The organism is Tardiphaga sp. 839_C3_N1_4 (assembly GCF_051811045.1).
GTDB lineage: Bacteria > Pseudomonadota > Alphaproteobacteria > Rhizobiales > Xanthobacteraceae > Tardiphaga.
On record NZ_JBPWQD010000001.1, the window covers coordinates 463,382 to 478,399 of the forward strand.

Annotated in this window: 13 protein-coding genes; 12 read left to right on the forward strand and 1 reads right to left on the reverse strand. The window is 61.6% G+C overall.

Annotated elements, in window-relative coordinates; translation table 11 throughout:
• Positions 1-43 precede the first annotated feature (43 nt).
• Genes AB8A38_RS02515 through AB8A38_RS02530 form a run of 4 tightly spaced genes read left to right on the forward strand, consistent with a single transcriptional unit; the run spans position 44 to position 4,079 of the window.
• Complete coding sequence (locus tag AB8A38_RS02515; RefSeq protein WP_439084854.1) at positions 44-1,024, forward strand: ABC transporter substrate-binding protein; 981 nt, start codon at positions 44-46, stop codon at positions 1,022-1,024.
• Complete coding sequence (locus tag AB8A38_RS02520) at positions 1,021-1,788, forward strand: ABC transporter ATP-binding protein (protein WP_439084855.1); 768 nt, start codon at positions 1,021-1,023, stop codon at positions 1,786-1,788. Before AB8A38_RS02515 ends, AB8A38_RS02520 begins: the two co-directional genes overlap by 4 nt.
• The gene (locus tag AB8A38_RS02525; protein WP_439084856.1) at positions 1,778-2,569 is read left to right on the forward strand and encodes an ABC transporter permease; all 792 of its coding nucleotides are present in this window, start codon (positions 1,778-1,780) and stop codon (positions 2,567-2,569) included. Before AB8A38_RS02520 ends, AB8A38_RS02525 begins: the two co-directional genes overlap by 11 nt.
• A 10-nt stretch (positions 2,570-2,579) precedes the next feature.
• A complete protein-coding gene (locus tag AB8A38_RS02530) occupies positions 2,580-4,079 on the forward strand; it encodes an amidohydrolase family protein (protein WP_439084857.1) in 1,500 nt (499 codons plus the stop codon).
• 347 nt (positions 4,080-4,426) lie between these two features.
• Here the strand turns inward: AB8A38_RS02530 and AB8A38_RS02535 are convergent, their stop codons facing one another.
• A complete protein-coding gene (locus tag AB8A38_RS02535; RefSeq protein WP_439084858.1) occupies positions 4,427-5,359 on the reverse strand; it encodes a ketopantoate reductase family protein in 933 nt (310 codons plus the stop codon).
• Between the two features lie 250 nt (positions 5,360-5,609).
• On the opposite strand from AB8A38_RS02535, the gene AB8A38_RS02540 reads away from it, so the two are divergent.
• The 8 genes from AB8A38_RS02540 to AB8A38_RS02575 all read left to right on the forward strand — a co-directional run bounded on the left by AB8A38_RS02540 (position 5,610) and on the right by AB8A38_RS02575 (position 15,004).
• Positions 5,610-7,280 (forward strand): hypothetical protein, encoded by a 1,671-nt coding sequence (locus AB8A38_RS02540; RefSeq protein ID WP_439084859.1) that lies wholly within the window; start codon positions 5,610-5,612, stop codon positions 7,278-7,280.
• A gap of 302 nt (positions 7,281-7,582) precedes the next feature.
• On the forward strand, positions 7,583-8,518 hold the full coding sequence (locus tag AB8A38_RS02545; RefSeq protein ID WP_439084860.1) for an ABC transporter substrate-binding protein: 936 nt from the start codon (positions 7,583-7,585) through the stop codon (positions 8,516-8,518).
• A 5-nt stretch (positions 8,519-8,523) separates the two neighbouring features.
• Positions 8,524-9,294, forward strand: a complete 771-nt coding sequence (locus AB8A38_RS02550; protein ID WP_439084861.1) for an ABC transporter permease — start codon at positions 8,524-8,526, stop codon at positions 9,292-9,294.
• A complete protein-coding gene (locus AB8A38_RS02555) occupies positions 9,295-10,065 on the forward strand; it encodes an ABC transporter ATP-binding protein (protein ID WP_439084862.1) in 771 nt (256 codons plus the stop codon).
• A 54-nt stretch (positions 10,066-10,119) separates the two neighbouring features.
• Complete coding sequence (locus AB8A38_RS02560) at positions 10,120-11,310, forward strand: FAD-dependent oxidoreductase (RefSeq protein WP_439084863.1); 1,191 nt, start codon at positions 10,120-10,122, stop codon at positions 11,308-11,310.
• A 3-nt stretch (positions 11,311-11,313) separates the two neighbouring features.
• Positions 11,314-12,186, forward strand: coding sequence for an FAD binding domain-containing protein (locus AB8A38_RS02565; protein WP_439084864.1), 873 nt, complete (start codon positions 11,314-11,316; stop codon positions 12,184-12,186).
• Positions 12,186-12,662: a (2Fe-2S)-binding protein gene (locus AB8A38_RS02570; RefSeq protein ID WP_439084865.1), complete on the forward strand. Its 477-nt coding sequence runs from the start codon at positions 12,186-12,188 to the stop codon at positions 12,660-12,662. Before AB8A38_RS02565 ends, AB8A38_RS02570 begins: the two co-directional genes overlap by 1 nt.
• Positions 12,659-15,004 carry a xanthine dehydrogenase family protein molybdopterin-binding subunit gene (locus AB8A38_RS02575; protein WP_439084866.1) on the forward strand — a complete coding sequence of 782 codons (2,346 nt, stop codon included), beginning with the start codon at positions 12,659-12,661 and terminating at the stop codon, positions 15,002-15,004. Before AB8A38_RS02570 ends, AB8A38_RS02575 begins: the two co-directional genes overlap by 4 nt.
• Positions 15,005-15,018 lie beyond the last annotated feature (14 nt).

Below are 15,018 nucleotides of genomic sequence, written 5' to 3' on the forward strand. Positions count from 1 at the left end.
TGGCAACGGCGGCAGCCGGATGGCAACATTCACGAGGGTAATCATGAACATGAAGCGTTTACTGCTGGCGGTTGCACTGGCGGCGAGCCTGTCGCAAGCCGCGCACGCCGAGGACAAGGTGCTGTTGCAGCTCGACTGGATCGCGAGCGGTGAACACGCCGCCTATTACGCAGGAATGCAGAAGGGCTTCTTCAAGGATGCCGGCATTGATCTCAGCATCGTCCGCGGGTATGGATCCGGCGATACGGTCAACAAGGTGGCAGCGGGCGCGGCCAAGTTCGGCGTGGCGGATGTCGGCGCGGTGCTCGCCGGCCGCATGCAGCAACAAGTCCCGGTCAAGTCGATCGTTGCGGTCTACACTTATTCGCCGCACTCGATGTTCGTACTGAAATCGTCAGGCATCAAAAGCTTCAAGGATCTGGCTGGTAAGAAGATCGCTGTCAGCGCAGGTAACAGCCACCGGATCTACTTTCCGGAAGTCGCGCGTCGCGTCGGGATCGATCCGGACAGCGTGACATGGGTGACGACCGATGCCTCCGCGATGGCGGCGATGCTGATCGCCAAGCGCGTCGATGCCGCGCCGTTCTATTCCATCCATCAGTATTACCAGAACAAGGCCGCGGTGCAGGCCGGCGAGGAAATCAGCTCGCTGCCGTTCGTGTCGGCGGGCTTCGCGATCTACGCCTCGTCGCTGATCGCCACCGATGAAACCATCAAGACCAATCCCGATCTCGTGAAGCGTTTCGTCGGTGCCGCGGTGAAGAGCTATGCCTGGGCGCGCGACAACCCGGTGGAGACCTGCAAGCTGCATGTGCAGAAGAACCCGGAAGTCCTGCAGGACGAATGCGAGGGCTCGCAGAAGGCGACCATGGGCTTCATCTTCAACGAGCATCAGAAGGCGACCGGGCAGGGGCATTTCGAAAAGGCCCGCCTGAACGATACCTGGAAGGCCGTGGCCGAGAGCCTCAAGCTCGATGCCTCATGGGATCCGTCGCAGGCCGTCGACGATAGTTTCGTGCCGTGATCTCGCTGGCCCGGGTCGGCAAGACCTTCAAGACCCGTCGCGGCGGCCATGTGCAGGCGCTGGACGACGTCACGATCTCGGTTCAGCCGGGAGAGTTCGTCGCCATCGTCGGCGCGTCGGGCTGTGGCAAGTCGACCTTGCTGCGGATGGTGGCCGGGCTGGTGATGCCTGACATCGGCCACCTTACGCTCGATGGCAAGCTGGTGACCGAAGCGACCGAAGGCACGGCGATGGTGTTCCAGTCGCCGACTTTGCTGCCGTGGATGAATGTGGAGCGCAACGTCACGTTCCCGCTCAGCCTGTCGGGTGGCGATGGTTCCGAGGCGCGCGAGCGTGCCCGTGCGCTGTTGAAGTCGGCCGGTCTCGCGGGCTTCGAGCAGCGCATGCCGCGTGAACTCTCCGGCGGGATGCAGCAGCGCGTCGCCATCTGCCGCGGTCTTGTGCAAAAGCCGCGCATTCTGCTCATGGATGAACCATTCGGCGCGCTCGATGCGCTGACGCGCGAAGAAATGAGCCTGTCGCTGCTGGCGCTGTGGCAGGCCAACCCGATGGCGGTGCTGTTCGTGACCCATTCGATCTCGGAAGCCGTGCTGCTGGCCGACCGCGTCATCGTGATGTCGCCGCGACCAGGGCGCGTGGCGGAGATCGTCGAGGTCAACCTGCCGCGCCCGCGATCATTCGACCAGGAAGCATCGGCGGAATTCCATCGCTGTGCACAGCTGATCCGCAGCCGCATCTATGGCGGAGCGTCCCATGCTCACTAGTACTGCAGACTGGGGTCGCCGCAATCTCCCCGTCATCGTCTCAAGCCTGGCATTCTTGCTCGGCTGGGAGCTGCTTTGCCGCGGCTTCGGCATTCGGCCGTTCTTGCTGCCGTCGCCGAGTGCGATCTGGACCGCCGTGGTGCCTGTCTGGCCGAATATCGCCATGCATACGATGACCACTCTGCGGACGGTCATGCTGGGCCTCGTAGCCTCGATTGCGATCAGCCTGCCGCTCGCCATGCTGATCGCGAGCTCGCGCACCATGTCGGCGGCAATCTATCCGCTGCTGGTGCTCACCCAGTCGGTGCCGAAAGTGGCGCTGGCGCCGATCCTGCTGGTCGCGCTCGGCGCCAACGAGTTCTCGCGGGTAATCATCACGTTCCTCGTTGCGTTCTTTCCACTGGTAGTGAGTTCGGTTGCTGGCCTTTTGGCGGCACCGCCCGAACTGATCGAGCTCGGGCGATCATGTCGGGCCACCCGCATGCAGGAATTGCTCCGCATCCGCCTGCCTTATGCGCTGCCGTTCGTGTTCGGCGGATTGCGGGTTGCTGCGGCACTTTGCGTGGTGGGCGCCGTGGTGGCCGAATTCGTCGGCGCGGATTCCGGCCTCGGCTATCTGATCCAGACGTCGATGGCATTCTTCCGCACGCCCGTCGCCTTCGGCGCGGTGGTGATCCTCGCGATCATGGGCATCGTTCTGTTCCAGCTGGTCGAGGTGATCGAGCGCCTGCTGGTGCCGTGGTCGAGCAATATCGATAGCAACTCCAACGACGACAACTAGGTCTGGTGCAATGGCAAAGAATTATCCGGGATATGTACTGATCCGCGACGCGTTGATCTCGGACGCGGGTGCACGCCGCGGTGTGCAGGGCGATATCCTCGTCAAAGACGGGATCATCGCCGAGATCGGCCTAGGCCTTGCGGCCCCTGAAGGTGCCGAGATCGTCGATGCATCGGGCATGCTGGTGCATGCGGGTTTGATCAATGCCCATACCCATGGCCATGGCGGCCTTGGCCGCGGGCAGGGCGATCGCTGGACGCTGGAACTGCTGCTCGCCGCCGGTCCCTGGATCTCGGGCGGACGATCGCTGCAGGACAAGAAACTCACGGCGCAGATTTGTGCCGCGGAGATGGTGCTGAAGGGTTGCACGGCGGCGTATGATTTATACTACGAGTATCCCGCACCGAGCGTTGACGGCATGGATGCCGCTGCCGAAGCCTATGCCGAGGTCGGCATGCGCGCCGTGCTCGCGCCGATGGTCGCGGATCACAGTTTCTACGAAGCGATCCCCGGCCTGCGCGACGCGCTTCCGGACAATCTCCAGCAACAGGTCGACCGGCTGCGCATGGGGCCAGGCGATCGCACGATTGCGGCCATCGGGACGATTCTAGAGCGTTGGAAATGGTCGTCGCATGACATCCGGCCCGCAGTGGCGCCGACCATTCCGATCCATTGCAGCGATAGCTTTATGTGCGGCTGCGCCAAGCTGGCGCGCGATCACGGCGTTCCGATGCAGAGTCATGTCGGCGAAAGCAAGGTGCAGGCGGTGGTCGGCAAGGAGCGCTACGGCAAGACGCTGGTGGCGCATCTCGATGCGCTCGGCCTGATCGACGAGAAGTTCTCCGCAGCCCACGCCGTCTGGTTGGACGATGACGACTTCCGGCTTATGGCCGACCGCGGCGCCTCGCTGGCGCACAACGCCGGCAGCAACATGCGTCTGGGCAATGGCCTGTTCCGGATGCGCCGCGCGCTCGATCTTGGCGTCAATATCGGCATCGGAACCGACGGTGCGAACTGCTCGGACAATCAGAACATGTATGAGGCGATGCGCTACGCATCGATGGCGTCGAAAGTGCAGGGACCGGACCCCTACAAATGGGCCTCGGTCGAAGAGATCTACCACGCGGCAACAGCCGGTTCGGCGCGCGCGCTGGGACTATCCGATACCGGTGTGCTTGCGCCGGGCTATAAGGCCGACATCGTGTTCGTCGATCTTGGTGCAATCAACTGGATTCCGCACAACTGGACGGTCAATCAGTTGGTCCATACTGAGGATTCGACCTCGGTGCGTCATGTGATGATCGGCGGCACCTTTGTCGTCCGTGACGGGAAATTGCTAACGCTGGATCTGGCTAAGCTTGCGCGGGAGGCGGAGGCGGCGCGAGAGCGACTCGAAGACGTCAATAGCGAATGGCGCGACCTTTTCGAACGCTTGCAACCGGTCGTGTCATCGTTCTGCCCGGGTCTGGCGGCGCGCTCTTACCAGATCAACCGCTATCTATGCGAATAAGTCGCATTAATTGGCGAGTGCGTTCCACACATTTCAAGCTTGGTGCAAGATCGACACTGGGTAGCCAGAACATCCGCTTGGCGGGATCGCCCCAAGTACAGGCAGGATCTGCCGTCAGAGCGCCGTGTCGCTCCTCCCGATCGATGCGAGTATCGTAGGCCTAGATAGACTACCTGGATCAACGGTCCCTCAGTGGCAGTGTAGAATCCAAGAGATTGATCGAGATGCTTGAGTTGCAACTCCTACCCGAATTCGTGATACAGACGCCACCAGGCAGCCGGGATGCATTGTGTAGATGCGCATATCGAGAATCATGTTGTCTTACTAGGCTGTAACGAAGATCGACGTTAGGCTGGTCGGGTTAGTTTGAGTGGCCCGTCGCGAAAAGGGGTCAGCATAGCGAAGGCCATGTCGTGCAACGGTGTAGGCACGCCATGGTGCCGTCCAAGGCGTATCACTTCTCCGCTCAGGGCATCGAGCTCGAGTTTACTGCCGGCATCGAGGTCGAGGCGCATCGATGCCACGCCGTCCGGCGGAAAGCTGGCGAGATAAGCGAGCAGGCTGTCCGCCATGTTGTCTGGAAACGTGACGCCGACGGCGCGGCCGACGGCCATGACCTCGTCGATCGACTGACGAACATAGGTCTTCAGGGTCTCGTCGTGATAAAGGATTCCGGCCGGCAATCGTGTAAGGCAATGCAGCGCAGAGCCGGTGGCGACGCCGACGAATTTCATCCAGAGTGTGGTGGCGATATCGTCGGAGATGGACGCATCGACGCCTGCCCTCTGCCAAGTATCGACGACCGCCTGCGCAGCAGGGCTCACGTCGCATTCCGGATTGCCAATCACCACGCGCGCCAGTCCGCCATTGAAGACCGTTGTCGGATGGGTCAGTTTAGCCACCGAATAGACAGGACCGACGGCGATCCGTTCGCTCGGCAGGAGCGATTTCAGCGTATCATAGACGTTGACGCCGTTCTGGATGGCGATAAGCGTGCCGCCGGGTTTCAGGGCGGGAAGGGCTAGGGTCGCGGCTGAGCGCACGTCGTAGAGCTTGACGCAGAGCAGGATCGCATCGACCGGCGCGATGTCGTTCGGCGCCGCCGCGACCTGGGCGCGATCGAGCGTGAAGGGCAGTTGCCCTTCGGCAGTGATCGCGGAATTGCGCAGAAGGGCCAGACGTTTGCCGCGTGCGAGGAACGTCACGTCAGCGCCCGCCTGCTGGAGCCAGCCGCCATAAAGCAGGCCGATCGCCCCCGCCCCCATCACTGCAATGCGCATCTTTCCGTCTCGCTCTCGGTTAGTTGTCAGTCGACAAGATATCCTCATGTCGGTGGCATCAACGCAGCCGACGACAATTCAGGCTATTTGCCCGCCTCTGAGAGCCGAAATCGCTGGCAACTGAGCAAAATGCAGCGAATAAATGCTCTTCTTTTGCTCATTATGTGGGAGCACAACAGCCGCACAAGTTTGAAACGGTGTCACTGACTCGGTAGAGTACCGTACAGAGCTTTCGAGGGATCCAAGCAGAATGCGGTCTTATGCTCCATCATTCTCATCATTCGATGCGCCATCACAGGCGGCGAAGCTGCATGGTGCGGAACATGACTTCGATCTGCCAAATGCCCATGACAACATCATTGACGCGGATGCAGTGCGAGAGGAGCTCAGCAGCATTCTCGGCTCCTCCACCTTCGCCGGACTAGTTAAGGCAAGGCATTTTCTCGCTTACATCGTCGAGGAAACACTGGCGGGAAACGGCAAGAGGCTGAAACAGTACAATATCGCCACCGAAGCGCTCGGGCGCGATGCCTCGTTTGATCCCGAACTCGATCCCGTGGTGCGGCTGGAGGCCGGCAAGCTCCGCAAGGCGCTGGACAATTACTATCTCGCCGAAGGCGCCGCGGATCTGATCCGCATCCTCGTTCCGAAAGGCGGCTACATTCCGTCCTTCGCATGGGTGGAGCCTGCTTCCGTTACCGTTCCGATCGCGCAGGCCAGGCCCGAACTCGATCCGCGCCGACTGCTGGTGGCGACGTCCGCCAGCGCCATGGATGGCGAGGACTCCCGGCCGATCTCGGTCGGACTGTTCGAGCAATTGACCGTAGAGCTGACACGCTATGCCGATGTTTCCGTGGTGCCATACGATGCGCTGAGCATCGGCGCGGCGGCCGCCAGCCCCTACGCACTGGGCGCCGAATATAGCGCACGCTTCGTTATCACCAGCAGCGCACGCCAAGGTGGCGCCAAGGTGCGGGTGACGATCCGGCTGCACGATGTGGAAGCCGAAACGATCATCTGGACGGAGTCCTTCGACTTCGACGCCAGGTCGGACGCGCTAATCGAGGCCCAGGACAGGGTCGCACGCCGCGTGGCCGCCGACATCGCCGACTATCATGGTGTGATCGCCCGATTGCTGAGCCTGCAATCGGCCGAGCAAGATGACGGGCCGTGGAAGCTACAGACCGCCATCCAGCGCCATCGCTATCTCGCGCGCGTCACCAATGAACGCGTCTATCGCCGGGCGCGGGCCGATCTCGAATTCGGCATCCAGGCGGCTCCCTATCATGCGATGCTGTGGGCGGCTCTGGCCCACACGGTGTTTACCGGCAATGTGGTCGGGTTCGATAACGATCCGGACTGGCTGAGCCTTGTCGATCGCTATGCGCAGCATTCGTTCGAGCTCGATCGCAAATGCGCCTTCGGGCATGTGGCCGCGGCCACGCTCGGAATCTATCATCGCGATGTCGACGGCACGCTGGAAATCTGTCGTCGGATCATGGAGGACAATCCCCATGCGCCGAGCACGCAGCTGAGCGCCGGCTTCTGGCGAGCGCTCGCCGGTGACTGGGAGGACGGGACCAGGATGATTTCCAGTGCGCTGGAAATGATTTCGCATCCGCCCGGGTGGGCGTTTCGTGCCACCTTCCTCAACTTCTATCGACAGCGGGACTATGCGCGCGCGCTGTTCGAGATCAAGAAATACCACGCCACCGAGCATTTCACGCCGTCGCTTCTGCGAGCCGCGGCGCTCGGCCAGCTCGGCCGGATTGAGGAGGCGCAGCTCGCGGCGGCGGAGGTGCATCGCATCTGTCCCAGCTTTACCGATCTGTCTGACCGGTATTTTCGATCACTGTCTGCGTTCGACTCGTTGTCGGATGATCTGAAGGATGGCTTGCAGAAAGCGGGCGTCAGCATCTAGCAATTCCTGTGCAGCAGCTGCTTGCCGGATAGGCGCTCTGCTCATCGTCTGGCCGTACTTCGCTGCGTTTTTAGGCGCGTGCCGTAGTCTACCCGCGCCCACGGTAGCGAACCTACCGGCCTTTCGCTCTCCATCATTAGATGCCCCCATGATCGCACACGACGCCTTGCAGCCGGTATTTCCGGCCGCTCGCAGACCTGTGTCGAGGGAAACGAATTGAGGGGCCAGCCATGTTGAAGCGAACCATTCGAAACCTTGCTCTCTCCGCAGCGTTGCTCGCGACTCATGTGGTGCAGACACCGTTGTGGGCGCAGGCGCCTTTTCAGGGAGAGGGCGGCAAGGTGCGCGTACTGTCGTTCCCGAGCGGCAACGACTATCCCTTTCGCGTGATCGCGAAACTCGGTCTCGACAAGAAGCACGGTTTCGAACTCGAAAACATTCCGATTCAGCCCGGCGGCGCCGTCATGACCGCCTTCCGCTCCGGTGCGACCGAGGGTGGGCTGATGAACTGGCTTGAGATTGCCCGCGCCCGTTCTGCCGGCGAGGATATGTCTGCGGTCGTTCCATTTCTTGAAATGCCCAACGTCTGGGTGGTCCCGAAGGATTCTCCGGCAAAGGACATCGCAGGGCTGAAAGGCAGAAAGGTGGGCACGTATAACCGCTTTGCGCCGGAATGGGTTCTGTATCTCGCCGTGGCGAATGCAAAGGCCGGCTACAATCCGAAGACCGAAAGCACAATTCAGGAGGCCGGCCCCGGCCTGTTGCGCGGGCTGCTGGATCAGAAGCAGATCGAGGCGTCCTTCATCTTCTATAATCTGGCAATGCCGATGGCTGCAACGGGAGACTATCGGATCCTGTTCAACAGCCGCGACCTGTTGCAGCGGATGGGTATGGCAAAGGACACGATGCTCACATCTGTGGCGTTTCGCGATTCCTACATCAAATCCAATCCGAAGAACGTGAAGGCTTTCGCGATCGCCTATCAGGAGGCCGTCGAACATCTCAGAAAGGATGACGGCATTTGGGTCGAGCTGCTTGCTACGCAAGGCGTGACCGATCCGGCGGTAATTAAATTGATGGTAGATTGGAGCCGCGAGGTGACCATGGATAAGTTCTCCGCTGATCCGATGAGTGAGACTAAGGTGCTGTTTGATGCTCTTTATGCCGCCGGCGGCAAGGAAGCCACAGGCATCGACAGGCTCCCGGACGGTATCTTTAACACCACAGTGTCGAAATAGTCCCGATGAAGTGGTTGGGATCCGAAGGTGGATGGATCAAGCTGATCTCGATCGGCTTGCTCCTGCTGCTCTGGTATGTCGCCGCACTGACGCCGGCAAAGCCGATATTTCCGCCGCCGCATGTCGTGCTCGGCTATCTTATCGCTGACCTTCAGACATGGGCCATGTGGTCGCATCTGTTCGTCACGCTGACGCGAATCGTGCTTGGTTTCGCACTCGCCATGGCTGTCGCGGTGCCGTTCGGCATTTTGCTCGGCTTCTCCAAGACTGCGCAGCAGTTGTTCGGGTCCTGGGTCGTGATCGGGCTTATGACGCCCAGCCTGGTGTTCATCATCCTGGCCTACACCGCGATCGGTCTGAATGAGCTTGCGGCCGTGATAGCCGCTGCGCTCGCGGTAGTCTGGGTGCTGACGATCAATATCTGGGAAAGCGCCAAGGCGGTCGACAATAAGCTGATCCAGATGGCGCGGGTGTTCAAGCAGCCGATGTCGAAGATTGTGACCCGCATCATCCTGCCGCAACTGGCTGCGCCGCTGATGGCATCGGCGCGTTTCGGTCTCGGCCTGATCTGGAAGATGGTGCTGTTCGTCGAGCTACTTGGGCGCAGCAATGGCATCGGTTACCAGATTGAATATTACTATCAGCTGTTCGATCTCGGCCGTGTGCTCGAATACACGGTGTTCTTCGTCGCAGTGATGCTGCTGATCGAGGTCGCCATTCTCGGGACAATTGAAAAGCGGCTGTTCCGCTGGCGCCCTGCAACGAGGATCGCATAGATGGCTTCCGCTTCGATCAGAATCGAGAAACTCTGCAAGGATTTCCATGCTCATGGCAGCGGCGCTGCCTGGCGCGCTCTCGAAAATGTTAGCCTGAAGGTAGAGTCTGGCGAGTTCGTCACCATCCTAGGCCCGTCCGGCTGCGGCAAGTCAACCTTACTCAATGCGTTGAGCGGCCTAGACAGCGATTTCTCCGGCGCCGTAGCGATCGAACATAACGGCGTTCGCGCCAACAAGGCGCGTGTCGCTTATTTGTTCCAGGAGCCGCGGCTGCTGCCGTGGCGGACGGTGCGCAGCAATGTGGAATTCGCGCTCGATGCGGCCGGCTTTGCCAGGAGTGAATGGGGTGATCGCGCCGACAAATGGATCAACCTCGTCGGGTTGAAAGGCTTTGCCGATTTCTATCCGTTGCAGCTGTCTGGTGGCATGCAGCAGCGCGCGGCGATCGCCCGGGCCTTCTCTATCGAGCCGGAAGTCCTTCTGATGGATGAGCCCTTCAGTGCCCTCGACGAATTGACTGCACGGCGGATGCGGCAGGAATTGTTGAGCCTGTGGGAAGCCGATCGACGGACGGTTCTGTTCGTTACCCATAACTCGCTCGAGGCGGTCTATCTGTCTGACCGCATCCTGATCATGAAGCGCGGGCCGGGGAGCCATGTCTGCGAGGAGATCGTGCTCGGGCATCTGGCGCGTCCGCGTATTTATGAGGACCCCGCACAGTTCGAGACGCAGAAGAACGTTCTGCAAAGGCTCATGCACCATGTGGCGTAGCACGGGGCTTCGCGAGGGTAGTGCAACGGTTGCGAACTGTACGGGCGGCCGCCGTTGCTGTTGTTTCCGCAGACGGATGATCGGGCAGGATTGTTGATGACGACGGGCAGTGTTGCAATCGCGGGTGCCGGTATTGGCGGGCTTGCCGCAGGTCTCGCGCTGCTGCGTAAGGGATGGAAGGTCCATATTTACGAGCAGAGCGATTCCATCCGAATTCTGGGTGCTTCGATCTATATTTGGGAAAACGGCCTGCGCGTGCTGGAAACACTTGGTGTGTTCGACCGGGTGGTGGCCGATGCCGTGCATGTCAGAACCCGCGAGCGTCGGGATGCCGGTGGCGAATTGTTCGGCATCGAGAATACGGCGTCGAGCGGGCGTCTCTATCTGCCGCTGCGCAAGGCACTGCTCACCTCGCTGCAAGATGCAATAATCGAGGCCGGCGGCGAGATCAGCTTCGGCATGCCGGCAGTTGGTGCAGAGCCCGCCGGCGTGCTCAAATTCGCCAATGGATGTTCGGTGAAAGCCGACCTGGTGATTGGTGCCGACGGCATCAATTCGCGGGTACGCGACAGCCTAGACATGCTGCAGTGGCGCAAACCAGCAGGGCAATACGGCTATCGCATAATGATCCGGCGCGAGGCCGGGGAGGTCGACGACGACGCGCGCAGCAGGATTTGCGAGCACTGGAACGGGACTCGCCGCTTGCTTTATGCGCCGAGTACGCGAGAGCAGGTCTATATCCAACTGACGTCGGTGCGCGGCGATCCCGCCGCGGGCAATCCTTTCGATCGCGCGTCTTGGATCAAGACGTTTCCGCATCTTGAATGGATCATGGAGCGGATTCCAACTGACGGCAAAGGCGACTGGTTTGAGACTGTGCGCCTAAAGAGCTGGACAAAGGGACGGGTTGCTCTCATCGGCGATGCTGCCAGTGCTCAGCCGCCATTCCTCGGCCAAGGCGGTGGCATTGCCATGACGTCATCGCTGTCGCTCGCTGATGCGTTGTCCAAGCACGATGACGTACCTGCGGCACTCGCGAAATGGGAAAGCGATGAACGTCGTTTTGTCGAATGGGTGCAAACCGTGTCACGCTACTATGGTCAGCTCGCTCGGACGCCGCCCGCGTTCCGTCGTGCAGCCTTGAAACTGTTCGGTGGGAATCAATGGCTGCGTGAGCGCACCATCCGTTGCGCAGCGATCCGCGCACCGCTCGGCGCCACCCCGCTTGTGGCCGAGGGAGCATAACTCGTGAAACCGAGGCCTTTCGATTATCAGCGTGTGGCGTCACTCGTAGAGGCTTACGCCTTGCTGTCCGAATATGGCGAAGGCGCTAAGGTCGTGGCCGGCGGCCAGAGTTTGGTGCCTATGATGAACCTGCGCCTGGTGTCGCCGCTGCTGCTGCTCGATATCGGTGCAATCGACGAGCTGCGTGGTGTGAGCCTGAACGGCGACATGCTGCGGATCGGTGCGCTTGTGCGTCATTGCGAAATTGAAGCGAGCGAACTGATTGCGCGTCATGCGCCGTTGCTCGCCAAGGCCGTCGAGCATGTCGCGCATATGGCGGTTCGCAACCGCGGCACATTTGGAGGCAGTTGCTGTCATGCCGATCCCGCTGCGGAATTCCCAGCCTGCAGCCTTCTGCTCGGCGCCGTCATGGAAGTCGGATCGATACGTGGCATACGCGAGATAGCAGCAGCGGACTTCTTCCACGGGCCGTTCACGACCGCCGTGGAGCCGGATGAATTATTGCTGGCCGTACACATCCCGGCGGCGGTGCCCGACGCTTTGTTCGCCTTTCATGAATTGTCGCGGCGCCAGGGCGACTACGCTCTCTCCGGGGTCGTGGCGCGCGCGCGCTGTGTGGGCGACGCTTGGATCACCGACTGGGTGGCGTTTGGCATCAGCGACCGGCCGGTCGTACTACCGTCGGTGAAACGTCTATTTGATGATCATGGTCCGCTCATGTTGGGCGGCAGCGATGTCGAACACGCGATCGCGCATGATCTGCCCGATGATGGGTCCGAAACCGAGAACGTCCGATTTCGCCGCGTCCTTACGGCAGAGTTGGTCCAGCGGTGCCGGGGCGAGTTCTCCGGCTATTTCACCGGTCAGGTGATGTGATGGAAAGCATCTCCATCGTCAACTTGATCATCAATGGCCGCCCGGTTCGCCGTGCGGTGTCGCCGCGCCAGAGCGCGGCCGAATTCATTCGCCAGGACCTTGGCCTGACCGGGACCCATATTGGCTGCGAGCATGGAGTCTGTGGCGCCTGCACCATCGTTGTCGATGGCGCCGTCAGTCGTGGTTGCCTGCTGTTCGCCATCCAGCTTGAGGGCCGGGTCGTGGAGACTATCGAGGGCGCGACCCTGTGCGGCCGGGTCGCGGATTTGCAGGCGGCTTTCGTGGCGCGCAACGCCTTGCAATGCGGTTTCTGTACGCCCGGCATGATCCTGACCTCCGCCGAGGCGCTTGCGCGCTGTCCGGACATGTCGCGGCCAGAGATTCGCGAAGCCATCTCTGGAAACTTGTGTCGTTGTACTGGCTATGAAGCCATCGTCGATGCGATCGAAGCCTGCACGGAACGGGCGAAGACATGACGGTGCATCGAGCCATTGGCAGCTCACGGCCGCGGGCCGAGGCGAAGGTGTTCGTTGAGGGGCGCGGCTGCTATCTCGATGACGTGCAAGTCGGCAAGGTGCTGCATGTTGCGTTCCTGCGCTCCCCTCATGCCAAGGCCGGCATTGCGTCGATCCGGACCGAGGCCGCGGCTGCGGCCGAAGGCGTCACCGGTGTCTACACAGCGGCAGATCTGGCACCGGTCTGCCGCGGCTGGGAGACATCTCAGACCTATCCAGGCTTTCTGCTGCGTACCCAGACGGCACTGGCGAGCTCCGAAGTGCTGTATGTCGGGCAGCCCGTGGTCGCCGTCCTGGCCGAGTCGCGCGCGCTTGCGGAAGACGCTATCGAGCTGATCGAGGTCGACTGGGAGGCGCAGGCTGGCGCCGTCAGTCTCGGCGACGCGCTTGCCGACGATGCCGCACGCGCCCATTCGGACCTAGCCGGCAATATCGCCTACACGGCACAGATCGGCGACGAGCCGAACGACGATCCCTTCAGGACGGCTGCGGTGGTGGTCGAGGAGGCATTCAGCTTTCATCGGCTCACCGGCTGCTCGATGGAGACGCGCGGCGTCATCGCCAACTACCTACCGGGCGACGACAGCCTGACCATCCATCAAAGCCATACCGCGCCGCATCAATTGCGGTCGCTCTATGCGATGCACCTCGGCTTCGACGAGGGGCGCATTCGCGTGGTGTGCCCGCATGTGGGCGGGTCCTTTGGCGTCAAGATCCATCTCTATGCCGACGAGATCGCAACGGTGGCGATTTCGCGGCTCGTGGGGCGGCCTGTGAAGTTCATCGCCGATCGCATCGAATCTTTCGTCTCCGACATTCATGCGCGCGAGCAGATGCTGACGGCACGTCTCGCGCTTGACGCCGAAGGCCGCCTTCTCGGCTGGGAGGCAACGTCGCGCTTGGCGGTCGGGCCGTTCTCCACGCATCCGGGCTCCAGCGTGCAGGAGGGCGACGAGGCGCTGCGATTGGCTCTCGTGCCGTATCGCATTCCGTATGCGCACGGAAGGCTGGATGTGGTGTTCCAAAACAAGACCATGGTCGGCCAGTATCGCGGTGTCGGTCATCCGATCGCCGTAGCGATCGGCGAATATCTGATCGACAAGGCAGCGGCGCAGCTGGGGATCGAGCCCACCGAACTGCGAATTCGCAATTATGTATCCGACGACTCATATCCGATCCGCACCCGCAGCGGCGTAGACCTGGAAGCGCTGTCGCACCAGAAGTGCATGGCGCGGCTGCTAGAACTGATCGACTTGCCCGCGCTACGCGCAGAGCACGAATCCCTCCGTGCACAGGGCATCTTCCGGGGCATAGGTTTCGCGACATTCGTCGAGCGGACGGCAACGGCAACCGCATCTGCCGCGCATCTGCGCAAAGCCACAGGGCAGGACGGCATCACGCTCGCGATCGATCCGTCCGGCGCGGTGCGGTGCGCAATCACGGTGACCGATCAGGGGCAGGGCACACATGCGGTGATCGGGCAGATCGTGACGGATGCCCTCGGCGTCGAGGCGGACCGGGTCCGCGTCATCTCCGGTGACAGCCAAGCGACGCCTTATGGCTCCGGCGTGCGCGCCTCGCGCGGCACGCCAGTCGGCGGCGAACTGGCGCTACAGGCGTCGCGGCAGTTGCGCGAGGTCGTGCTGAGGGCCGCGGCCGCCCTGTTGCAGATGCAACCCGAGGCGCTGGACATGCGCGATGGCGTGATCGCGCCTTTAGAAGGTGGCACGCCGAGCATCAGCCTCGCCGACTTAGCTGAGACCGTTTATTTCAAGGCGCAACTGTTGCCGGCCGGGCCGCAGGTCAATCTGTCTTTGTCGATGCATCTCGGGCATGACTGGCCCGCTCTGGTGCCGACCAATGGCATCCAGGCCTCGCTGGTCGAGGTCGATACGCGCACCGGCTTCGTCCGCCTGCTGCGCCACTGGGCGGTGGATGATTTCGGCACCGTGGTGAATCCGCTGCTGGTGAGCGAGCAGGTGCGTGGCGGTATCGCCCAGGGCATCGGACAGGCGCTGTACGAAGAGCTGGTCTATTCCGAAGAGGGGCAACTCACCAATGGCACCTTCGCCGACTATCTCGTGCCAGCGGCCGCAGACCTGCCCGATATCGTGGTCGAACATGTCGAGACACCGTGGCCGCACACCGCACTTGGCGCCAAAGGCGCCGGCGAAGCCGGGACCACGGGTGCGGTCGGCGCCGTCTTCAACGCCGTCAACGACGCGATACGCCCGCTGGGCGCCAAGATCACTGAATTGCCGATGACGCCAGCCCGCATGCTGAAGGCATTGGGGCGGCTCTGAGAGATGGAAAATCG

What these genes read in the sequence shown, in the direction of transcription:
- AB8A38_RS02515 (WP_439084854.1), top strand. Translation starts at nt 44, where the DNA reads ATGAACATGAAGCGTTTACTGCTGGCGGTTGCACTGGCGGCGAGCCTG.
- AB8A38_RS02525 (WP_439084856.1), top strand. Translation starts at nt 1,778, where the DNA reads ATGCTCACTAGTACTGCAGACTGGGGTCGCCGCAATCTCCCCGTCATC.
- AB8A38_RS02530 (WP_439084857.1), top strand. Translation starts at nt 2,580, where the DNA reads ATGGCAAAGAATTATCCGGGATATGTACTGATCCGCGACGCGTTGATC.
- AB8A38_RS02535 (WP_439084858.1), bottom strand. Translation starts at nt 5,359, where the DNA reads ATGCGCATTGCAGTGATGGGGGCGGGGGCGATCGGCCTGCTTTATGGC.
- AB8A38_RS02540 (WP_439084859.1), top strand. Translation starts at nt 5,610, where the DNA reads ATGCGGTCTTATGCTCCATCATTCTCATCATTCGATGCGCCATCACAG.
- AB8A38_RS02550 (WP_439084861.1), top strand. Translation starts at nt 8,524, where the DNA reads ATGAAGTGGTTGGGATCCGAAGGTGGATGGATCAAGCTGATCTCGATC.
- AB8A38_RS02555 (WP_439084862.1), top strand. Translation starts at nt 9,295, where the DNA reads ATGGCTTCCGCTTCGATCAGAATCGAGAAACTCTGCAAGGATTTCCAT.
- AB8A38_RS02570 (WP_439084865.1), top strand. Translation starts at nt 12,186, where the DNA reads ATGGAAAGCATCTCCATCGTCAACTTGATCATCAATGGCCGCCCGGTT.
- AB8A38_RS02575 (WP_439084866.1), top strand. Translation starts at nt 12,659, where the DNA reads ATGACGGTGCATCGAGCCATTGGCAGCTCACGGCCGCGGGCCGAGGCG.